Raw genomic sequence first — 22,232 nt, forward strand, 5'->3', positions numbered from 1 at the left:
CAAATCATTCATCATTCATCACTCCTCACTGCCTACTCTTCCACCTTCTTGATCGAGGCCGAGTTGATGCAGAATCGCAGACCTGAGGGCGGTGGTCCGTCGGGGAATACGTGCCCCAGGTGACCGTCGCAGACATTGCACATGACTTCCACGCGCTGCATGCCGTAGCTGGTGTCCAGGTCATACTGAATGACATCCTGCTCTACGGGTTCAGAAAAACTCGGCCAGCCCGTACCTGACTCGAACTTCACCGTCGAGTCGAAAAGAGGGGTACCACAGGCCCGGCAGGCATACAGGCCGGGTTCATGGCGTTCGCAGTATTCGCCTGTAAAAGCCCGCTCGGTACCCTTCTGCCGGATCACATGGTACTCTTCGGGTGAAAGTTGCTGTTTCCACTCGGCTTCCGGCTTTTCCACGCGTTTCGGGGGCGTGGGATTGCCCTCCTTGGCATAGTGTATTACATCGTTCCAATTCATCGGTTGGTCTGTTTTAATGGTTATCTGGTATGATTAACCAAAAATGGTCCCAAAGAGTTGAGAAACGGGCTGTATACAAAAGTCAGACAGCTTCCCTGATCATTTATTTTTAAAGTAAAAATTCATCTGGAAATAGTGCCAATCATCTTATTTTTATACCATTTTTAAGACAACTTAGGTAAAAAAAGAGTATACTTGTCTTTCCTATGAATTACCCCCAAGGGGCTGTAAATCAAGAATATTTACTTGTTGTAACCTTGCCGGTAGAGTAGGACTCAAAAAGTGGGTTGAATAATTGAGGTAAAAAAATACAAAAACAGTGAGAAATAATTTTTGCCTGGCCGCATGCCTGGCGTGTCTGATGGGTGGAGTGTTTCCCAACGCCGTGGCGCAACAAGCCGCGCCGGGGATTTCCAAAAGTATGGCCGACCGGGGAGACATCATTGGCAAAGTAGTGGATGCTACCAACGATAGCCCGGTGGGCTTTGCTACTATCGCTCTGGCGCGCCCTGATTCGTCGGTTTTGAATGGCGTTACGGCTGACGAAAATGGCGTGTTCCTGCTCAAGAATGTGCAGCCAGGTACCTACCTCGTGCGGATCACCATTTTGGGATACGATACACGTTACCTTCCCAATGTCAGCATGCCTACCGAAGCCACTACTACCGATTTAGGGGTGATTCGCCTGGCTTCTTCCGTGCAAAACCTCAACGAAGTCGTAGTCAGGGCTGAGAAAACCATGGTCGTTTCGGATATAGATAAGAAAATCGTCAACATCGGAAAAGACCTGCTGGCTACCAGCAACAATGTCAGCGAGTTGCTGGAAAAGGTACCCTCGGTATCGCTGGACGAAAACGGCAACCCTATGGTACGCGGGAAGGGCAGCGTGGTGGTGTTGATCGACGGCAAACCCTCGACGCTGTACGGCAACGACGTGGCCACAGTGCTCCAGTCCTTTCCCGCCGAACTCATCGAACGCATTGAAGTCATGACCACCCCCTCGGCCAAATACGAAGGTGAAGGCGCATCGGGCGTGATTGATATCATCACCAAAAAAACCAAAATTGTAGGTACCAGCGGCAGCTTGCGGGGTACCCTCGGTACCCGGAACAACAACAATGGCTCAGCGTACCTGAGTTATAAAACCAACAAATGGGCCGTGCGCGCTTCAGGCAGCGTCCGCAATCAGATCTGGTACTACCGCCGTACCCTGGACCGTCAGAATTTTCTGGGTGATACCACGACCTACTACTCACAGCGCGAAACGGGCAGCAACGGGGATATGGATCTTTTCGGGCGCGTAGGGATCAACTACGATTTTACCGAAAAAAGCAGTATTGGGCTCACGGTGAACTACTCACACAACAAGGACGTCGACAAATCGGAAAATACCAATCAGACGCTTTCGGATGAGGGTACCTTACTGGAACAATTCGACCGCTTCTCGAAGGGTACTACTTTCAACGATAACATCAACGTCAACCTGGATTATCGTAAACTTTTCGCAAAAGAACGACAGGTATTTACGATCTCGGCCAATTATTCGAATGGTGTTTCGGATGGCGAATCTGAGTTTGATCAGCGGAGCGACTTTCCTAATTTGGTACGTCGCCAGCGCAACCTGCGCGATAACAACCGCCACGAAGCGGTACTGGACGCGGACTATACCTGGCCTATTACCCCGACCTCTACGCTGGAAGTGGGCGCCAAAACCCGGATGCGCCGCAGCCACGACGATAACGCTTTCTATACGTTCGACCAGGAGCAGGAAAGTTTTCTGTTTAATGAAAGCGTGAGCAATGTCTTTGGCTTCGAAGAATATACCCACACGGGCTACACATCCTTTACCCAAAAGAGCGACCTCTGGGGCATTCGGGCCGGACTGCGCCTGACGGACGCCACGCAGAAAATCGACCAGATTAGCCGGGATCAGGCGTTTTCCACGCATTTCTTTTATCTGGTACCCTCCTTTGCCGTTACCCGCAAGCTGGATGAAGAAACGCAGGTCAAGGTCAATTACAGCCGTCGGGTACAACGTCCGAGCTCAGACGCACTTAACCCGTTTACCGATATTTCCGACCCGCGCAACATCCGCTCGGGCAATCCCAACCTCAAGCCCGAATACGTGCATAAGGCCGAGGTAGGCTATTCTCACTACGTAGAGCAGGGCGGCTGGGGCCCGGCGTTGTTCGTGGACTATTCCAACAACGCCATCACCCGCATCCGTACCATCGATGCGGCGGGTATCTCCTATCAGCGCTACGACAACGTGGGACGTGAACTATCCTACGGTTTCGAGACTGATTTTTCCAAAAAAATTGGTGAGAAACTGAAATTAAATGCCAGCGGACGGGTATTCCGTAGTGAAGTAGTGTCGCTGGTCGCCCATATCGATAACAGGATCTGGAGCTATTCCGGCAATCTTAATGCTTTTCTGGATTTGCCCCTGTCGCTTCGTGCGTCCGCCTACGTCACTTACGACGGCCCCCGCGCCATTGCCCAGGGTACCCGTCCTGGTGTTTTTGTGGCCAACATGGGTCTGCGGCGCGACTTTTTCGACCGCAAAGCCACGCTCTCGGTGAGTGTGCAGGACCTGTTCCTATCCCGAATTTATAAATCCAAACTTAATACGGAGACCTACACGCAGAACTCGCTATGGCAGCGTACCAATCGCTTCGCAGGCGTGACATTCCACTACCGTTTCGGCCGGATTGCAGCTACTGGCGGAGAAGAAGGCTAACAGCAGTGCCGAATGAAGGCCATTTGTAGTTATTCGCCTTCAACTTGCAAAATAAAAGCGAAGCCGGCTCATGATGAGCCGGCTTCGCTTTTATATATATTCCCCACCCCTGGAATTACGAGGGCAAAATAGCTCATTGCTTTTTAACTACACTGTCATAGCTGCCAACAGGTCAGCCTGGGTGATGATATGTACCGCGTTGGTTTCGTCCCGCACCAGCAGCGCTTTGTTTTCGCGGTCGATCAGGGACGAAAGCGTGTCTACGGTACTGTCAAGGGCCACGAATTTGAAGGGTTTATCCATCACTTCTTCTACACTTAGCTGGCGTACTTCCGGTTCTTCGATCAGGCGATGCAAAATTACTGAGTCCGTAAGGCTACCGACCACCTCGCCTTTCGAGTCTGTTACCGGGATCTGGGAAATGCCTTCCCGGTTAAGTACCCGGATCGCATCGGCTACCCTGGAATCTGTAGAAACGGTCAGTAGGGTACCCTGTCCATTTTTCCGGTGTACGATGTCGCGGGCCGTGGCGAAGGTTCTTTCCAGGAAGCCGTGGTCTTTCATCCAGGTGTCGTTGTAGATCTTGCCAAGATAGCGGGTACCGTGGTCGGGCAGAATGATCACCATTACGTCGGTATCGGTCAGGTGCTCGCGGGCATATTCCAGCGCGCCATGTACCGCCGAGCCGCAGCTCCACCCCACAAACAGTCCTTCTTCCCGCGCCAGCCGCCGCGTCATCAGGGCCGCATCCTTATCGGTGACTTTTACAAAATAGTCGATCATGGCAAAGTCCACATTGGCGGGCAGGATATCCTCACCGATGCCTTCGGTCAGGTAGGGGAACACTTCTTTCTCGTCAAATTCGCCCGTTTCCTTGTACTTCTTGAACACCGAGCCATAGGTATCAATGCCTACGGTCACAATGTTGCTATTCTGTTCCTTAAGGTACCTGCTCGTGCCGCTCGCGGTACCACCTGTACCTACCCCCACGGCAAAATGCGTAATTTCGCCCTCAGTCTGTCGCCAGATTTCCGGTCCGGTGGTTTCGTAGTGTGCCACAGAATTGGATGGATTGTCGTACTGGTTAGGATAAAACGAATTGGGTATTTCCTGGTTTAATCGTCGGGCGATGGAGTAGTAGCTGCGCGGGTCTTCAGGCGCTACATTGGTAGGGCACACCACCACCTCAGCCCCCACGGCGCGCAGAATGTCGATTTTTTCCAGGGACTGCTTATCGGCCATCGTAAAAATACATTTGTATCCTTTGGCAATAGCCGCCAGAGCCAGGCCCATGCCCGTATTGCCACTCGTGCCCTCGATGATGGTACCCCCGGGGCGGAGGCGCCCGTCGCGTTCGGCGTCTTCTACCATACGCACCGCCATGCGGTCCTTCACGGAATTGCCGGGGTTGAAATACTCTACCTTAACCAGGAGGGTACCCTTCACGCCTTTGTTGATGCGGTTGAGCCGAACCAGGGGCGTGTTGCCGATGGTGTCTATGATGGAATTGTAGTACTGCATAGTTCTTGATGAAGAAGTTTTTGTAAAAATAGTTGATTTATTCTGTAAAGCTCCCTGAATGACCTTTTGATGCGGGATGGACCCTGACCGTGGAACAATTTTTGTAAGAAAAAGCCATACGCCCTTAGATAGGAAATTTTAAACCCTACGCCTCGTTTTTTGTCTATTAGAGGTAAATAAATTCCGGCAGACTACCCGTTCTGCCATCACTACCTTAATAAACCCTATGAAAAATACCATGAAAAAAATCGTCATGTTATCAACCGTCCTGCTGGCCAGCACCGCACTGTCTTTCGGCCAGGGCAAGATGACCGTTGATTCTGTGTTTGCCAAGTATTATAACGCCACCGGTGGCGAAAACCTGTGGAAAAATGTCAAAAACTACACGCTCAAGCGTTCCTACAACTCAGGTTCGGCTGCCGATTATGATGCTGAAATTTACGTTTCGATGCCCGAGCAGGCAATGAGTAAATCCAAAATCATTATGAAGCGGAGTTTTATCTATGGTGTGAAAGGCAACGAAGGCTGGCTGAAGATACCCATTGGTGGCAGCGATAAAACCACCAAGTACCAGGTGAAAGACCTTAGCCAGAGTGAGCAGAGCGCCATGCGCCTGGAAATGTACGATCTGCTGGTACCCTTCGTCAATTATAAGGACCGGGCACTGGTGGCTACCTTTGTAGGAACTGAGAAATTGGATGGCAAACCCGTCAACCAGGTGGAGTTGCAGGGGAAAGGTGTGAAGTACAACCTCTATTTCGATGCTGCAACCGGCCTGCTGGTGCGCGAGAAACAGACCCTCGACGGCGTGGTGACCACGACCGACTACAGCGAATACAAGAAATCGGCTTACGGACTCATGTACCCCGCTACGTTGGTAGAAACCAGCAGTAAGGACAATTCCAAGACGACCATTAGCTCCGAGCTAGCCGTAAACGAAACCATAAGTCCTGAATATTTCCAGCGGTAATGCCGCCGGGCAAGACGAACCAGGCTAGTCGCGTAGGTAACGGGATATTTTCTTGCGCGACTAGCCATTTTACCATATCTGATCTTATTCAACACCCGAAACGGAGTACTCCCTACCTTGAGTTCAAAACCGATCAAAGTCCGTACTTTTTGGCCCTAATCCACATACCGTTTCTTGACAACAGTTTTATATGAGGAAAGCAATAACCGTTCTGGCTATCATCTTTCTGGTAATCTTTCTACTGGTTGGCATTGTTTTCTGGACCCTGAAAACCAATGCCGGACAAAACTTCCTTACCAAACAGGCTACTTCCTTCTTACGTAAGAAACTCAAAACCCGCGTCGACATCCAGGCCATCCGGCTGGATGTACCCGACTGGGTGGCGCTGGAAGGGGTATATATTGAGGATAGGTCGGGCGATACGTTGGTGGCAGGCGACCGGCTGTATGTAAACCTGGATATGTTTAGTTTGATTCGGGGTAATATTGGTATCAACCAGGTAGAGCTGGAAGGCATCCGCTTGAAAGTCAATCGCGTTTTGCCCGACACAACCTTCAATTTTCAATTTATAGCCGATGCCTTTGCCAGCAGCGATACCACGCCGGTAGACACCACAGCTTCGTCCATTGAAATGCGTCTTGATGAATTCCTGCTCAAACGCGTACATGTTACCTACAAGGATGCGGTTATCGGCATGGATGCCGACGCTAATGTTTCTAACGCCCGGGTGCTTTTCTCCAAATTCAACCCCACACGTTCGCAGTATCATCCGACCAACGTCGCTTTGCAAGGTACCCGTGCCGACTTGCGGCTGTACGAGGCGTTGGTAGAAACCGTCGTCGATCCCGATGGGCCCGAGGGCAAACCGGTTGCTCCAAAAAATCCGGGTGACACGCTGGATGTGCAATTGGGTGACCTCAATGTACAGGACCTTATCTTTAATTTCAAAGATGATATTTCGGGACTTAAAGCGGGCGTGAACCTGGGGAGGCTGGCCGGGCACGTGAACCAGACCTACCTCGAAAATCAACAGGTGGTGGTCAGGAACGTGGTTCTGGATAATACGAGCGCTTTTGTAGAACAGGCCAAGATGGCACAGAAGGGTACTCGCGAAAACGCCAGTCCGGCTCCGGGTGCTGCGGATGTTACGTCTCCACTCGGCTGGAACATTAAGGTAGGAAGCATCAAGCTTACGGACAACGACCTGAAATACGATGATTTCAATACGCCAAAACAGCCCAAAGGGATGGATTTTGCGCACCTGAGCGTAAGCAATCTGACGGCTGATTTGAACAATTTTGTGTTCAGCGATCCGACAATTTCGGGTAGCCTGGATCGGGCGGCATTTCAAGAGCAGAGCGGCTTCGTGGTACAGCAGGCTAAGGCAGATTTTGCCTATGCTGAAAAGCAGACCTACCTGCGCAACATGTACCTCAAAACACCCTCCACACTGCTGCGCGACGAACTGGTGTTGAATTATCAGAATCAGGATCAGCTGAGCAATGACATTGGGAAAGTGCAGGTCAGGGTACGGCTGAATAATAGCCAACTGGCTTTCAGTGATGTATTACTGCTGGTGCCCGATCTGAAAGACACGCCGCCCTTCGATAAAAATCCCAACGGCTTGCTCAAAGGTGACGCCCTGATTACGGGTACAGTCGATAATCTGGTTATATCTAAAGCTACATTCAGCACGCTGGAAGGTACCGTACTGCGAACCAGTGGGCGCATCAGCGGTTTGCCCGACGCCGACAAGCTGGCGGTGAATCTCTCAATCGATGAAATGGCTACCACCCGGCAGGATTTGATGAAAATTCTGCCCGATAGTGCGCTTCCCACTTCCGTTGAACTACCTGAAAAGATCGCCATTACGGGCAAGGTACGGGGCGGAATGGACGATATAACGCTGGACGCGCAAATTAATACTTCGTTGGGCAATGGGGCTTTTGCGGGTAATGTGAAGAATGCCACCGACTCAGTCAATATCACCTACAACGGCCAGCTGAGCTTTCAGGAATTCGACATGGGCCGGTTTCTGAAACAGCCCCCGGAAGAGCTGGGAAAAATAACGCTGATGACCGACATCGACGGGCGGGGGTACTCACCCACGACCATGCAGGCTCGGCTCAACGGGGTCGTACAGAGTGCTTCGGTGAAAGGATATACCTATAACAACCTTAAGCTGAACGGTACCCTTGACAAGGGGCTGGCTGATTTCGTCGCTGGAATTACCGATAGCAACATCAATCTCAATCTGACGGCCAAAGCTAATCTGAACGGCGAATATCCTACGGTGGATGCCACGGCGGATATTCAGAAACTCGACCTCAAGGCCCTCAATCTTTACGAGGATAATCTGAGCATCCAAGGAAATATAGACGCCAACCTGACCTCTACCGATCCGGCCAATCCGTTGGGAACGGTAGCGATCCGGAATCTGGTTCTGACTCAGGATGGCGATCCCGTGCGATTGGATAGCCTGAATGTGCGACTCACTGCGGATGGAGCCACCAAGGATGCCACCATAACGGCTCCGTTCATGACGGCCCACCTATCAGGTACCTACGATTATGCCCGGCTGGGCGATGTGGTGCTTACCGAGTTGAACAAATACTTCACTATTCCTGAGGTGACCTACCAGCCCATCGAGGGGCCCTACGCCATGAAACTGGATGCTCAGGTTGCCAACCATCCTTTCATCCAGGCTTTTGCTCCGGGCCTGACCCGCATGGATCCAGTGAACTTTTCGGCTCAGTTGGATAGCGGCCAGGACACCACTATGAAAGTGGCGGTCAGTGTACCCCTGCTGGAATATGATACCATTCGTACCGAAAAAGCTCAGCTGGTGATGTCGGGCAATGGTACCCAGGCTACCTACGCGGCTAGTGTGCAGAAAATAGAAACGGAAGGCTTCCGGGTGCAGAAAGCCTCACTGGGCGGTACGATAACGAATAACAACGCCCTGATTAATCTGATGGTCAAAGATTCGGTCGATGAGGTACGCCACACGGTAGCGGCCGGGGTACGGTATGCTGTGGCCGACTCGGCCTACCGGGTTTATCTGCGCGACAAGCTACTGCTCGATTACAAGCCTTGGCAGGCCGACTCGACCGGCTACATCCAATATGGTTCGGCTGGCCTGCTCGCGCGTGATTTCGGCATCAGCCGACAGGGACAAAGCCTGGCGATCAATTCGCTTACGGAACAGCCCAACGGCCCATTGAATATCAAATTAGATAGCTTAGGCATCGGGCAATTCATTGCCTTGGTTACACAGGACTCTACCTTGGCCAATGGGAGGCTAAACGGTGATATTGTTCTGAAAGACTATATGGAAACGCCCGCTTTTACGGGTGATTTGGTGCTAAAAAATCTGGCGGTTACCAAAATTCCGGTTGGCGATCTGACGATCAAGGCTACCAATGAAAATGCCAACCGGATCAGCATGGATGTACGGCTGGAAAGTGATCTGAATGACGCGGTCATTACCGGCGACTATGTGACAGAAGGAGAGAATGCTCTGGATTTTAAGCTGGATTTACGGAAACTGAGTGCCAAAACCATCGAAGCGTTCAGCTTTGGAGAGTTACGCGGAGCACGGGGGGGGATCACGGGTCAGCTGGACATACAGGGTAGCACAGACAGCCCCCGGCTCAACGGTGAAATGAAATTTGACAGTGTGTCTTTCCAGGTGAAACAGTTGGGTGCCCGCTACCGGATCGACGGCCAGACAGTTGGCTTCAACGGTCAGACGATTGCGTTCAACAATTTCACTATGCTGGATTCGCTGAACCAGAGTCTGGTGGTGGACGGCAATGTATCTATCGCTACCCTTCCCGATGTAGGTTATGATCTTAAAGTGCGGGCGGATGATTTCACTGTGCTTAATGCCAGCCGGAAAGACAACGACTTTTTCTATGGTAAAGGCGTCATCGATATGGCGCTGAACGTAAAGGGAAAAGGCGCGGAATCGATCATTGATGGTACCGTTAAAATAAAGTCGGGAAGTGACATCACCGTTATTTTGCCCAATGACGCCAGCGGTGCGGAATCCGCCGAAGGAGTTGTAGAGTTTGTGGACATGAGCGCTGCCATTGCCGAGGAAGAGCCCGACTCCGCAAAAATCAACACCAACATGGTGGTTGATTTTGCCTCTGAACTATCATTGAACATCGAAGCCGACGATAAGTCGCAGTTTACGATCGTAATCGATGAACTGAACGGCGACAATATCAAGGTCAAGGGCAACGCTCAACTCAACACAGGGATTGCGCCTAACGGGCAGTTGTACCTGCTGGGGCTATACGAATTGACGGAAGGTTCGTATGACCTGACCTTCGAGGTACTCAAAAAACAATTTACTATCCAGAAGGGGAGTACCATCCTGTGGACGGGTGATCCCATGGCCGCCGAAGTAGACATTACGGCCATCTACACTGTACGGGCCGACATCACGGCCCTGGGAGCTCCCGCCACGGGAAAAGACCAGGCTCTGGGTAAGGTACCTCTGGACGTACAGCTTAAAATCAACGGTAGCCTGACCAACCCCGCCGTTACGTTCGACATCGTAGCCTCCAGTACCATGAACAGCGATGATGCCCGAAGTATCGAGCAAAGTAGCGGACTGGCCAATTTGCGCAACAATCCCGCCGAACTCAATAAGCAGGTGTTTGCCTTGCTGGTACTTAACAAATTTCTTACCGACCAGTCTTCCGGCAGTTCTTCGTCGGGCCTCAACGCAGAGGGCATTGCCCGGCAGAGCGTGAGCCAACTACTGACTGATCAGCTGAATTTGCTGGCTTCGGATCTTGTTAAGGGGGTCAACCTAAACTTTAACTTGAATTCTCAGGCCGAAGGCGGCAACGCCCGTACCGACCTGAATGTAGGTTTGAGCAAGGCTTTCCTGAATGACCGCCTGACGGTATCCGTAGGACGTAATTTTGAACTGGAAAACAGCAATACCAATGCGGCTTCGTCGAACCAGGTATTCGACAACCTGGCCGTTAACTACGCTCTTTCCAGAGATGGCCGGTACATGGTACGCGCCTACCGTAAAAACCAGTACCAGGCGGTACTACAGGGCTTTATCATCGAAACCGGAGTGAGCTTTATTGTGACACTGGATTACGATACCTTCCGGGAATTGTTTCAAAAGAATATAGAATGAGAGTAACGATTTTAGTTTTTGTCTTGCTGGGACTATTAGCGGGCGGGTGTTCGGTATCGAAATATGTACCGGCCGGTGAAAGCCTGTTGGTGGGAGCAAAGGTGAAGGTAGTACCCGATTCGGCGGCACGGAAAGATGTAGGTAGCCTGGAAGACCAGCTGGAAGGAATGTTGCGCCCCAAGCCTAACGCTACAATTTTTGGCTTTCCTTTCAAGGTATGGTTATACTACCTGGTGGGTGAGCCGCGCAAGGAAAAAGGGTTCAAAAACTGGTTTCGCAAAAAATTTGGTGAGCCTCCTGTGCTCGCCAGTCAGCGCGTAGTGACGGCCAATACCGAAGTACTCACGGCCTATATGAACAACCAGGGGTACTTTCGGTCAACGTCTTCGGGAGAGATCGTGGAAAATGATAAGAAGCGGACGGCCGTGGCCGAGTATGAGGCGTACGTAAAGCCCCGCTACTACATCTACAAAATGAACTACGCCATCAGCGATACCGCGCTGCAGTTCAACAAGGATTTTCGGGCCGCCAAGGATGCGGGCCGGGGTACCCTGATCCGGGATGGCGATCCCTACCGGCTGGACGTGATCAGCGGTGAGCGGCAGCGAATCGACCGCTTTCTAAAGGAAAAGGGATACTATTATTTCAATCCTGATTATCTGATCGCCGAGGTAGATACCACGGAGCGTGATCATTCTGTCAATATTTTTATTTCCCTGAAACCCAACACGTCCCAGCTCGCGCTAAAGCAGTATTACATCAACGACATATACGTGTATGCCGACTATAACGCGCTCTCACCGGATACCATGCCTGCCCAGGCGCGGCAGGTACGCGGCCTCAATGTCGTAGATCCGCAGCACAACTACAAGGCCCGTATTTTCGACGATGCCATCGGCTTCACGAAGGGTAGCCGCTATAATAGCGCCCTGCACGACGTATCGCTGTCACGGCTGATCAACCTTAACAACTTTAAGTTTGTAAAAAACCGCTTTGAGCTCGTGCCCCGTTCCGACTCGGCCATGCTGAACGCCTACTATTACCTGACGCCTTCCAAAAGGAAATCGCTGCGAACCGAGCTGAGTGGCCTGACTAAATCCAATAACCTGGCAGGTACCCAGCTCGATATTTCGTGGAGTAATCGTAATATCTTCCGGGCCGCCGAGCTGCTGCGGCTCAGCGCTAATGCCGGGGTGGACTGGCAAATCGGTGGTAAACGTGGAAACCAACCTTCCAATATCAACAATTTTCTGCGGTTCAATGTACAGGGCGAGCTATCGTTTCCCCGCTTTATTATTCCTTTTTATCGGGTAAATCCGGCCACGAATCAGGCCTTACCCCGCACTGTTTTGACAACTGGCTACGAAACCCTGACGCAGGGCGGTCTTTATACGCAAACATCATTACGTGCATCGGGTGGCTACTCTTGGCGCCGCAATACCGAAGTGGAACATACTCTGACCCCCTTCGGAATTAATCTCATTAAGCCCCGAAATATCAGTGAGGCATTTGTCGATACTGTTTTGAAGAGTCCCAACCCGCGCGACCAACTTCGGTTTTTGCAGATTCTAAATGATCGTCTGCTGCTTGAAAGTCAGTATACAATTTCCTATAAACCTACCCCAGGGCCATTCGCCCGCGATCAATTTCTCTTGAGTGGAGGTATCAATCTGGCCGGCAATGTAGCACACCTCTTTGACGAGACATTAGGCGGAAATGACGGAGAATTGTTCGGGGTGTTTTTTGAACAATTTACTCGATTTGACGGAGAAGTACGTTATTACCGTGACCTTTCAAGTTCACTACGTTTGGCTAGTCGCTTTATAGGCGGGTTGGGAATTCCCTATGGTAATTCCATCATGCTACCCCAATTCAAACAGTATTTTGCGGGCGGTAGCACGGGTATCCGGGCTTTCCGGGCGCGGACTCTGGGACCGGGAAATTATAACTCAGAAGAATCCATTTTCGGCAACAGCTCCTATGGAGATATTCGACTGGAATTTAATTCTGAACTACGAATCAAATTCACCCAGCTCATCAACGGAGCGCTCTTTGTGGACGCAGGCAATGTGTGGACCTACCGAAATACTGAAGACTACGGTCCCGAAGCTCAGTTTACCAACGATTTCTACAAGCAGATCGCCATCGGTGGAGGCTTGGGGCTGCGGCTCGACTTTTCATTTCTGGTCTTCCGTGTCGACCTGGCTACTCCTTTCCGTAAGCCTTGGTACCAAGCACTGGATACCCCGCGCAGTCCATGGGTATTCAAAGATATTAACCTTCGCAGCAAAGACTGGCGGCAGGAGAACCTGGTGTTGAATATCGCCGTGGCTTATCCTTTTTGAGTGGACATTTCCAGGATTATCCTTATCTACTGCCTAGTGTCCATTCTCCATGGTTTGACATAATTCCACCAGCACACCATGGGTACCTTTCGGATGCAGGAAGCACACCAGTTTGTTATCAGCACCGGGTTTGGGAGTTTCATTCAGAAGAATAAAACCTTCGCTTTTTAACCGTTCCATTTCGGCCACAATATCGTCCACCTCAAACGCAATGTGGTGAATTCCCTCGCCCTTCTTTTCCAGGAAGCGAGTAATCGGGCTGTCGTCCCGGGTAGCTTCCAGCAGTTCGATTTTGGTTTGGTTGATCTGGAAAAAGGAGGTAGTCACGCCCTCAGCAGGTACCTCCTCGTGTTTGTAGGGGGGTACCTTAAAAAGCTGGGTAAAAAGCGCATCCGACGCAGCAAGGTTTTTGACGGCAATTCCGATATGTTCGACGTTGGTTAGCAAAAGAGTCTATGGGTTTATGTATTTGAAATCCACAAGTAGAGGAACCAGGAAATCTAGATGATTAATTCTAACAGCCGTTTGTAGCGAGACGACTCGCACACTCCAAAATTTAACGCCGATTATCCTGCCCGCCCACCATACTGAGGTAGCTGTCAAACCGGCTCATGGCGATGGTACCTTCCTGCACGGCTTCCTTTACGGCGCAGCCGGGTTCGTTAATATGCAGGCAGTTGTGGTAGCGACATTGATTCAGTAAATCCCGCATTTCTGGAAAATAGTGACTGATTTCGCTAGGATCGGTTTCTGCCAGTCCCAGCTCTTTTATGCCCGGCGAATCGACCAGGTAGGTATCCGGTCCCAACTCAAACATCTCGGCAAAAGTTGTCGTGTGTACCCCTTTATTGGCAAAGGTCGAAACCTCCTTCGTGCGAAGATCCAGGGTAGGTGTGATGGCATTGATTAGTGACGATTTTCCTACCCCCGAATGGCCCGACAGTACCGACACTTTGCCTTCCAATAACGCACGTACCTGGTCCAGACCTTCGTTCGTGACCGCCGTAGTGACCAGACAGCGATAACCCAGGCTTTCATATAGCTCCATCAGTTCCTGCTGGAAGTCGAGCATGTCCTCACTCAGCAAATCCTGCTTGTTAAAAACCAGCACCGCCGGAATGCGGAACGACTCGGCCGTGACCAGAAAACGATCAATGAAGCCCAGCGAGGTACGTGGAAAAAACAGCGTAACCACCAGGATCGCCTGATCCACGTTAGCGGCCAACAGGTGTGCATGGGCAGTTTTGTGCACTGATTGCCTGATCAGGTAATTCTCCCGCGGAAGAATATCCAGGATAATGCCCGTATTTTCTGTTTTGTCTTCCACATCAAAAACCACATGGTCGCCCACCGCAATGGGATTGGTGACTTTCAAGTCTTTAATCTTAAATTTGCCTTTCAGACGGCACTGCCACAGGTGCCCGTCCCGGCGATCCCGCACATCGTACCACGAGCCGGTGGAGCGCATCACTAGTCCCTGTTCCAAATTGTCTCGTTGATTAGTTTGTTGTCTTTCTTACGAAGTTAGTATAAGTTTATCATTGATCATTTACAAACTTCGAAACCCGTATACTTCTCCCCGTAATTTTGCTAATTTTTTGAAAAAAGGAAAACATCGCTCTCTTCACGCTATATTTAGCAGGAAACGGTTCCTTTCTTCCACTTTGACCGTTTATTAATAATTTTTAAAAATAAAAAACGAATTCCCTTATCTTTACGCTACCCGAAAATCAGTAAATCCTCGTCCTTACCCACTATGGCCTCTATTCCCGAAGAAGTCAGTTCAGTCATTGACATTCGTAGAAACCGCCTGAGAAGCAATCTGATCCTTGAACTCTATCAATCAGGACAGACTTCCATCAATAAAATGGCCCGCCTGTTCCACGCCAGCATTCCATCGGCAACGGGGATTGTCAATGACCTCATAAAGGAAGAATGGATCACTGAAACGGGTACCGGACCGGCGCGCGCCGGGCGTCCTCCCGTACTATATGGCCTGAATGCCCGGAAATACTTCACCCTTATTCTGGACATAAACCGCCACGATACCCAACTGGTAGCCTTCGACCTGGCCAATGGCCTGATTGCTAAAAAGCAGGTGAACCTCAAACTCGAAGATTCACCGGATTTTCTGGAAAATCTGCTGGCAGAAACGGATGAGTTTCTGGAAGTCTCAAATATAAGGCGTGAAAAACTATGGGGTATAGGTGTATCCATGCCCGGACTCATCAATGCTCCCAAAGGTACCAACCAGACCTACCCGCACCTGACTTCACCCGGAGTATCGTTGGCAGAACACCTGGGCGACTATTTCCAGCTTCCGATCGTACTGATTAACGATACCCATGCCACGAGTTTGGGCGAACATCGGTTTGGGCTGGCCCGTGGAAAGAAACACGTGCTGACCGTCAACATCGACTGGGGGGTAGGATTAGGGATACTGCTTAACGGAGAGGTATTCAACGGAGCTTCGGGTTTTGCGGGCGAACTAGGGCATATTCAGGTGCAGCCGGACGGTCTATTATGCCATTGTGGTAAAATAGGCTGCCTCGATACCATCACGTCGGGCTTGGCTCTCATCCGGCAGGCAAAAGAAGGGATGAAAACGGGGCGTGCAACGATGTTGCCTAAACTGCTGCAGGATGGAGAATCCCTCGACACGCATCATATTATCAAGGCCGCCCACAGCGGCGACGAATTCTGCATCGACCTGCTGAGTAATCTGGGGCTGGAACTGGGAAAAGGCATAGCTACGGCGGTCCATTTATTCAATCCCGAAATCGTAATTGTAACGGGGATTCTGGCTGAAGCCGGCCCCTTTATTTCTAATCCGGTAGAGCAGGCCATTCAAAAGTATTGTCTATCGGATTTCAAGAACTCCCTCTCCATCCGAATATCCGAATTGGGCAGTAAGGCACGCCTGTGGGGGTACAAGCCCATCTGATCGAGTACCTTGTAGGAGAAGAATTTAGCTAACGTCTTGCTCGGCCAGCTGTTGCTCTACGCGCCGGATCACGGCCTCGGTCGCGCCGGTATGCTCCTGCACATACCTACGGCCCACATGGCCCCGGGAGGTACGTAGGAGGGGATCTTTTAGCAAATCTTCCAGTTTTCGCTGAAATTCATTCGTATCGGCCACCGCCCAGGCGCCTCCCTGGGCCACAAGATCGACGGCCTCCTGAAATTTATAAAAACTCCGATTTCCAAACAGAACAGGCAGGCCAAAAGTCGCTGCTTCCAGGATATTGTGAAGTCCCGCGCCGAATCCGCCCCCGATGTAAGCTACCTGCCCGTAGCGGTACAGTGACGATAACATGCCTACATTGTCAATGAGCAGGTACTGAGCGGCTGGGGATGAATGGGCCGCAAAGCCGGCAGCCTGGTAAGCTGAGTAACGCAGGGTTTTTCCAGCCAGTGTCTGCTCCCAGCGGGCCAGTTCCGTTTCCTGAATTTCGTGGGGCGCTATAATGACTTTAAGGGGCGTTTTTAGCTGATTGAGAGCCGGAACGATAACTGCCCGGTCGGCTTCCCAGGCCGAACCCACGATCAGGCAAGGCCCATCCTGCACGAAACTCGCGATTTCGGGTAGGGTTCGGGTACTATCGGCGATTTGCTGTACCCGGTCAAAACGGGTATCACCGGCCACGGTTACCTTTTCGTAGCCAATGCCTCGAAGCAAGGCGGCGGATGCTTCATTCTGCACCAGAATGTGATCGAAGCAGTTCAGAAGCTGTCGGTAGAAACCACCATACGGCTTGAAAAACAGATAGTGAGGCAGGAATAAAGTCGAAAAGGAAAGGATGATAGCCCCGGAAGGTTGAAGTGCGTGGAGGTAATTGTACCAGAATTCGTACTTGATAAAAAAGACCAGACGCGGCCGAAGCAACTGCACCAAACGCCGTGCGTTGGTGGGTGTATCGTTGGGTAGGTAGGAAATGTAATCGGCTTGGGCATAGTTTTTTCGTACCTCATACCCTGAGGGGGAAAAGAAAGTTAAGAAAATAAAATAGTCGGGATGTCGACTGCGGAAAGCTTCGATTACCGGCCGCCCCTGCTCAAATTCGCCCAATGAAGCTGCATGAAACCACGCCACCGGGCGCCCATCGATCAAAGCCGGCAATTCGGTGTGCAGACGTTCCATCAGGTTGTGGCGACCATTTATCCACTGACGGGCTTTGGGATGGAAAAAAGAGGCCAGACGCATGAAAAAGGCGAAGCCCCGAATGAAGATATTATACAGGAAAGCAGACAAGGAACGTACGGAAAGTTTTTACAAAATTAGTCAATCTACTATTAAACAGCAGTCAAAACAACTGGAACTATGAAAGCGCAACCAAATGAACCCGCCGGATTCGAAACCCTGACCGAGGCACTGGAAGACCTCAAAGAACGGGGGTACCTCTATGATTTTAATATGGTTTCCAATGGATTACAAAGTAGTGTCGACGGAGAAGTGATTCATCTGTCCCCAAGCGAATTCGAAATTGTGGAGGTACATCGGTTTGAGGGACCGTCTAATCCTTCTGATAACGCCATTCTTTACGGCATCGAATCCAAGGGTGGCTTGAAAGGCAATCTCGTGAGTGCATACGGGGTGTATGCTGATACTTTATCGGCTGAGATGATTCAAAAACTGGATACCCGGCAACTGTGATGCAATAGTATGGTAGAGGCTGCGGTGAACTGTTTGTATGTTTATGTGTTTATTGGATGAATTGGCCGGAAAAGGCAAGGCTATCTTTTTCCAAAGGAAACAAAGAAAAAAGCAGTACCTCCCGCTCGAGGCATTTTGAGAAATGGTAGGCCAGCCTTCTGATAAACAAAAAAAAACTAACAGATCAACAAAATATGAATTGGAATCCCCTAACGGATGAAGCACAACTGGAAACTATCCGGCAAGAATCATACCTACATCCGGTCATGATTTTTAAGCACAGTACCCGCTGCTCAATCAGCTCCACGGCTTTGGCCCGTATACAAAGAAGCTGGAATGAGGCAGAAGCCGGTGATATGGTACCGTACTATCTCGATTTGATTGCCTACCGTACCCTGTCAGGCCGGGTGGCCTCAGAATTTGGGGTACCTCATCAGTCGCCCCAGGTACTGCTCCTATCGAAAGGTGAATGTGTGTACGATGCTTCACATTTCGAGATAAGCTTTGCCGAAATCAGCCAGCAACTGGAAAGTATCGAAGCCCAGTAAATTCAGAAAAAAGAAAAAAGGGCCGGGTGAGGAAAATAGCTTTCCTCACCCGGCCCTTTTTTTAGGCTTCCTGGGCAACGCCCCACGAAAAGGACACTGCTTGCTCGATGTCAGGGTGGAGGCTAAGGGCTACCGGGCAGGTATAGGCGGCCCGCTCAAGGCGTTCCTGTTGTTCCTGGGAAAGCGGTGTGTCCGATACCATGTTTAAGTGGACTTCAATGCGCGAGATTCTGCGCGGTGCATCAGTGGACATACCCTTGGTTATATCCATCTCCGAGCCTTTCAGGTCGATGCCGTCGCGGCGGGCGGCTATTCCCATGATCGTCATCATGCAGCTTCCCAGGGCTCCCGCCACCAGATCGGTAGGAGAGAAGGCTTCTCCCTTACCCTGGTTATCGATAGGTGCGTCCGTCAGAATTTGGGTGGAAGACTGTAGGTGCGTAGCCTGGGTACGTAAATCGCCTAAATAGTCGGTTTTTATAGTTGGCATAGGATTGTGGTTAATAAAAAAGAACATAAATTTATAAAAAACCGTTAAAGAGATACGTTAATGAACATCCGATTGAATAAAATTCTCTATTTTCACTTGCTGAACGCTTTCGGAACACCCCAATTTATCATGAGAAGTAAAGATTACATGCTACTGGCAGGGCTCCTGTTCGTACTGACCACTCCGGCCTGGGCGCAACGCCGTACGGAACAGGATACCGATATTGAAAAATACAACTCCCTTTCGTCCATTGGCGTTACGACCAACACCAACTCAGGCATCTTGGGCGGGGTTGTCCTGCGGAACTCCAAGTCTCTGCCGGGTACCCTATTCGGTAAGCAGCAGTTCCGCTACCTTGCTCTGGAGATAGTCAATGTCAAACACCCCAAGGAGCTCTCTTCCCAAAATTTCGTGACCGGTTCGCGCTTTACCTATGGCAAGCAGAATTATCTGTTTGTACTCCGCCCCGAATACGGCCGTGAACTTATGTTCTTCAACCGTCATGCCGACGAGGGTATATCGATCAGTGGCGTTGTGGCGGCAGGACCCTCCATAGGTTTGGAAAAACCCTATATCGTTCAGTTTCAGACTCGTCCGGGCGTAATTGTTTCCGAGCCGTATGATCCGATCAAGCACGCTCAGTCTGAGCTCATCATTGGTTCGGGTAGCTTTTTTCAGGGCTTTGATAAAGTGAAAATCGTCCCCGGACTGCACCTAAAAACCGCCCTTACCTTTGAGCTGAGCGCCTTTCGTGAAAATATGACGGGGCTAGAAATCGGTTTTCTAGCCGAGGCATTCTCCCGGAAAATCATCATCATGCCCGCCGCTGAAAACCGTAGTTTTTTCACGTCGGGGTACGTGACGCTTTACTTTGGTAACAAGAAATAAATCAGGTCAAGGCCCTGATTTGCGGTTGAGTTGTTACATTCTCAATACTTTTGTGGTTAGTATAGAAAGCAGGAATTGTGGCATCGCCATCCTTAATCTGACTGCTGATTCCTGTAAGCCGATAGCTCTGTTATGATAGAATTACCTGTAATACCCTCCGAACGTAAAAAACGTCCCGACTGGCTGCGCGTAAAACTGCCGGCCGGTCCTGATTTCCTGCGGGTACGCCAACTGGTGGATACCTACAAACTTCATACGATATGCGAAAGCGGCAGCTGTCCCAATATGGGCGAATGCTGGGGCGCCGGCACGGCTACCTTCATGATTCTGGGCAATGTATGTACCCGGAGTTGTAGCTTCTGCGCCGTAGCTACCGGCCGTCCCAATGAGTATGACACCGACGAACCAAAGCGTGTAGCGGAAGCCATTCGGCTTATGGGTGTTAAGCATGCTGTGATTACTTCGGTGAATCGCGATGAACTGAAAGACCGGGGAGCTGAAATATGGTACCAGACGGTACGGCAAGTGAAAGAGCAAAGCCCCGCCACGACGATTGAAACGCTTATTCCCGACGTGAAAAACAACTGGGATGCTCTCCTGCGTATGATCGAGGGCGGGCAGGAGGTAGTGTCGCACAACATGGAAACCGTAGAACGGCTATACCGGGGGTACGTCCGCAGGCTAAGTACGCCCGCAGCCTGGAACAGATTCGCCGTACCAAGGAAGCCCGTCAACGTACAAAGTCAGGCATCATGCTGGGACTGGGAGAAACCCGGGAAGAGGTGTTCAAGGCCATGGACGATCTGGTGGAGAATGGTCTGGATATTCTGACACTCGGACAGTACCTGCAGCCGACCAAAATGCACCATGAAGTGATCGAGTGGATCACGCCCGAACTGTTCGACCTGTACCGTGAGGAAGGCCTGAAACGGGGCTTGAAGTACGTGGAATCAGGCCCGCTGGTGCGCTCCAGCTACCACGCCGAGCGGCATGTCAATGTACCTATCTGAGTGGATGGTTCGATTTTTTATAATGAAAGCCCATGTCCGTAACAGGATGCGGGCTTTTGGTTTTTTTTCTCTGAATCAGTAGATTAATCCCATGGATCACAAGTGTTTGCAGGAAGCCAATAGCCACCATCCACCAGCCATTGGTCATCTATGAAACGCTACGACTATATTATTGCGGGCGGCGGATTGGCCGGGTTGAGCCTGGCCTACTATATGAATCGGTCAGTACTTCGCAACAAGAGTATCCTGATTATCGAGAAGGACGAAAAGAAAAAAAATGACAGAACCTGGTGTTTTTGGGAAAAAGAGGGACAGGGTACCTTCGACGCCATAGTCTTTCGCAAATGGCAACAGGCTTATTTTTATGGTGGCGGTTTCGAGAAAAAACTGGATTTGGGAGAGTATACTTACAAATGGATCAAAGGACTGGATTTCTATGATTTTGTTCGCACCGATCTTGCCTCTAATCCGAACATCTCCTTTCTGACTGCTACCATCGAACGCCTCACCGACACAACCGACGGAGGATTTGTGATTACGGATTCCGGGCAGTTCATTGCCGACTACGTATTTGACAGCATAACGCCGCTTTCGCTCGAAAATGAGAAACGGCATAACCTCCTTCAGCATTTCAAGGGCTGGGAAATTACCACATCGAATGCCACTTTTGATCCTACCTGCCCTATCATGATGGACTACCGGGTTGAGCAGGAGGGGATCGGAGTACGGTTTGGCTACGTTTTACCTATTTCTGCCAACCGGGCGCTGGTGGAATACACCGTTTTTTCTGATACCTTGCTGCTCCCCGAAGAATACAGTCGGGAACTCCATACCTATATACGGGATTTCCTGAAAATTACCGATTTTAACATCGAGGATGAGGAGTTTGGTGTGATTCCGATGACTGATGAACGCCCCAAAACTTCCAAGCGGAATCACGTCATCCGGATCGGTACCTCGGGAGGTTATGTCAAGGCTTCCACGGGTTACGCATTCAGCCGTACCCAACGCTTCACGCAGGAATTGGTGAGCCAGCTACTGACGGCCGGGAAGCCACTGTACCCCAAACGGACGATACGGCAGAACTTCAAACGATTACTCGACAGTACGTTGCTCAATGTGCTGCTGAAAGAGCGTCATTCGGGAAAGGACATATTCACCCGGCTCTACCAGCGTAATCCGACGCCCCGGCTGTTTGCTTTCATGGATGAAGATACCTCGCTATTGGACGATCTGCGGGTTATGGTTACGGTACCTTTATGGGCTTTCACCCTGGGAATGTTTGATGCGCTGATGAAGCGGTTCTGACTTATATCCTATTGGACAGAATAGGAAAACAGAGGTACGGCTATTTCTTGCGAAATTAATATTTTGTTTTGCCTAGTTGGTTGTTTGACAGGCGATTATATGAATCCGTTATCTA

Annotated in this window: 15 protein-coding genes and 1 pseudogene; 10 read left to right on the top strand and 6 right to left on the bottom strand. The window is 50.6% G+C overall.

Annotated elements, in window-relative coordinates; translation table 11 throughout:
- Positions 1–32 precede the first annotated feature (32 nt).
- Entirely contained in the window at positions 33–476 is a 444-nt protein-coding gene (gene msrB / locus GBK04_RS16965; RefSeq protein ID WP_152761684.1) for a peptide-methionine (R)-S-oxide reductase MsrB, read from the bottom strand.
- Positions 477–795: 319 nt separating this feature from the next.
- Here msrB and GBK04_RS16970 point away from each other — a divergent pair, with 319 nt between their 5' ends.
- The gene (locus tag GBK04_RS16970; protein ID WP_373331060.1) at positions 796–3,216 is read left to right on the top strand and encodes a TonB-dependent receptor; all 2,421 of its coding nucleotides are present in this window, start codon (positions 796–798) and stop codon (positions 3,214–3,216) included.
- A gap of 147 nt (positions 3,217–3,363) precedes the next feature.
- Here the strand turns inward: GBK04_RS16970 and GBK04_RS16975 are convergent, their stop codons facing one another.
- A complete protein-coding gene (locus GBK04_RS16975) occupies positions 3,364–4,737 on the bottom strand; it encodes a cystathionine beta-synthase (protein ID WP_152761686.1) in 1,374 nt (457 codons plus the stop codon).
- A gap of 238 nt (positions 4,738–4,975) precedes the next feature.
- Here GBK04_RS16975 and GBK04_RS16980 point away from each other — a divergent pair, with 238 nt between their 5' ends.
- The 3 genes from GBK04_RS16980 to tamL all read left to right on the top strand — a co-directional run bounded on the left by GBK04_RS16980 (position 4,976) and on the right by tamL (position 13,219).
- A complete protein-coding gene (locus GBK04_RS16980) occupies positions 4,976–5,707 on the top strand; it encodes a hypothetical protein (protein WP_152761688.1) in 732 nt (243 codons plus the stop codon).
- Positions 5,708–5,897: 190 nt separating this feature from the next.
- Complete coding sequence (locus tag GBK04_RS16985; RefSeq protein ID WP_152761690.1) at positions 5,898–10,874, top strand: translocation/assembly module TamB domain-containing protein; 4,977 nt, start codon at positions 5,898–5,900, stop codon at positions 10,872–10,874.
- The gene (gene tamL / locus GBK04_RS16990) at positions 10,871–13,219 is read left to right on the top strand and encodes a translocation and assembly module lipoprotein TamL (protein ID WP_152761692.1); all 2,349 of its coding nucleotides are present in this window, start codon (positions 10,871–10,873) and stop codon (positions 13,217–13,219) included. Before GBK04_RS16985 ends, tamL begins: the two co-directional genes overlap by 4 nt.
- Before the next feature lie 33 nt (positions 13,220–13,252).
- Here the strand turns inward: tamL and mce are convergent, their stop codons facing one another.
- Together mce and rsgA are read right to left on the bottom strand one after the other, a co-directional pair.
- The gene (gene mce, locus GBK04_RS16995; protein WP_152761694.1) at positions 13,253–13,666 is read right to left on the bottom strand and encodes a methylmalonyl-CoA epimerase; all 414 of its coding nucleotides are present in this window, start codon (positions 13,664–13,666) and stop codon (positions 13,253–13,255) included.
- A gap of 109 nt (positions 13,667–13,775) precedes the next feature.
- Entirely contained in the window at positions 13,776–14,705 is a 930-nt protein-coding gene (gene rsgA, locus GBK04_RS17000; protein WP_373331061.1) for a ribosome small subunit-dependent GTPase A, read from the bottom strand.
- A 270-nt stretch (positions 14,706–14,975) separates the two neighbouring features.
- Here rsgA and GBK04_RS17005 point away from each other — a divergent pair, with 270 nt between their 5' ends.
- Positions 14,976–16,163, top strand: a complete 1,188-nt coding sequence (locus GBK04_RS17005; RefSeq protein WP_152761696.1) for an ROK family protein — start codon at positions 14,976–14,978, stop codon at positions 16,161–16,163.
- A gap of 24 nt (positions 16,164–16,187) precedes the next feature.
- Here the strand turns inward: GBK04_RS17005 and GBK04_RS17010 are convergent, their stop codons facing one another.
- The gene (locus GBK04_RS17010) at positions 16,188–17,471 is read right to left on the bottom strand and encodes a 3-deoxy-D-manno-octulosonic acid transferase (protein ID WP_373331062.1); all 1,284 of its coding nucleotides are present in this window, start codon (positions 17,469–17,471) and stop codon (positions 16,188–16,190) included.
- Positions 17,472–17,540: 69 nt separating this feature from the next.
- Here GBK04_RS17010 and GBK04_RS17015 point away from each other — a divergent pair, with 69 nt between their 5' ends.
- Positions 17,541–17,873: a phosphoribosylpyrophosphate synthetase gene (locus GBK04_RS17015; RefSeq protein WP_152761698.1), complete on the top strand. Its 333-nt coding sequence runs from the start codon at positions 17,541–17,543 to the stop codon at positions 17,871–17,873.
- Between the two features lie 194 nt (positions 17,874–18,067).
- Positions 18,068–18,421 (top strand): bacillithiol system redox-active protein YtxJ, encoded by a 354-nt coding sequence (ytxJ, locus tag GBK04_RS17020; RefSeq protein ID WP_152761700.1) that lies wholly within the window; start codon positions 18,068–18,070, stop codon positions 18,419–18,421.
- A 61-nt stretch (positions 18,422–18,482) separates the two neighbouring features.
- On the opposite strand, the gene GBK04_RS17025 is transcribed toward ytxJ, so the two are convergent.
- Positions 18,483–18,911, bottom strand: coding sequence for an OsmC family protein (locus GBK04_RS17025; RefSeq protein ID WP_152761701.1), 429 nt, complete (start codon positions 18,909–18,911; stop codon positions 18,483–18,485).
- Between the two features lie 129 nt (positions 18,912–19,040).
- Here GBK04_RS17025 and GBK04_RS17030 point away from each other — a divergent pair, with 129 nt between their 5' ends.
- From GBK04_RS17030 to GBK04_RS17040, 3 genes and pseudogenes are all read left to right on the top strand, one after another.
- Positions 19,041–19,799, top strand: a complete 759-nt coding sequence (locus GBK04_RS17030) for a hypothetical protein (RefSeq protein WP_152761703.1) — start codon at positions 19,041–19,043, stop codon at positions 19,797–19,799.
- Between the two features lie 132 nt (positions 19,800–19,931).
- Positions 19,932–20,809, top strand: a pseudogene (gene lipA, locus GBK04_RS17035) (lipoyl synthase).
- Between the two features lie 150 nt (positions 20,810–20,959).
- Positions 20,960–22,117 carry a lycopene cyclase family protein gene (locus GBK04_RS17040; RefSeq protein ID WP_152761705.1) on the top strand — a complete coding sequence of 386 codons (1,158 nt, stop codon included), beginning with the start codon at positions 20,960–20,962 and terminating at the stop codon, positions 22,115–22,117.
- Positions 22,118–22,232 lie beyond the last annotated feature (115 nt).

Source organism: Salmonirosea aquatica, assembly GCF_009296315.1.
In the GTDB taxonomy this organism is placed as follows: Bacteria; Bacteroidota; Bacteroidia; order Cytophagales; family Spirosomataceae; genus Salmonirosea; species Salmonirosea aquatica.

Excerpts from the sequence above, each read along its gene's own strand:
- msrB (WP_152761684.1), bottom strand. The coding sequence starts at position 476 with ATGAATTGGAACGATGTAATACACTATGCCAAGGAGGGCAATCCCACG.
- GBK04_RS16975 (WP_152761686.1), bottom strand. The coding sequence starts at position 4,737 with ATGCAGTACTACAATTCCATCATAGACACCATCGGCAACACGCCCCTG.
- GBK04_RS16980 (WP_152761688.1), top strand. The coding sequence starts at position 4,976 with ATGAAAAAAATCGTCATGTTATCAACCGTCCTGCTGGCCAGCACCGCA.
- GBK04_RS16985 (WP_152761690.1), top strand. The coding sequence starts at position 5,898 with ATGAGGAAAGCAATAACCGTTCTGGCTATCATCTTTCTGGTAATCTTT.
- tamL (WP_152761692.1), top strand. The coding sequence starts at position 10,871 with ATGAGAGTAACGATTTTAGTTTTTGTCTTGCTGGGACTATTAGCGGGC.
- GBK04_RS17005 (WP_152761696.1), top strand. The coding sequence starts at position 14,976 with ATGGCCTCTATTCCCGAAGAAGTCAGTTCAGTCATTGACATTCGTAGA.
- GBK04_RS17015 (WP_152761698.1), top strand. The coding sequence starts at position 17,541 with ATGAAAGCGCAACCAAATGAACCCGCCGGATTCGAAACCCTGACCGAG.
- ytxJ (WP_152761700.1), top strand. The coding sequence starts at position 18,068 with ATGAATTGGAATCCCCTAACGGATGAAGCACAACTGGAAACTATCCGG.
- GBK04_RS17025 (WP_152761701.1), bottom strand. The coding sequence starts at position 18,911 with ATGCCAACTATAAAAACCGACTATTTAGGCGATTTACGTACCCAGGCT.
- GBK04_RS17030 (WP_152761703.1), top strand. The coding sequence starts at position 19,041 with ATGAGAAGTAAAGATTACATGCTACTGGCAGGGCTCCTGTTCGTACTG.
- GBK04_RS17040 (WP_152761705.1), top strand. The coding sequence starts at position 20,960 with ATGAAACGCTACGACTATATTATTGCGGGCGGCGGATTGGCCGGGTTG.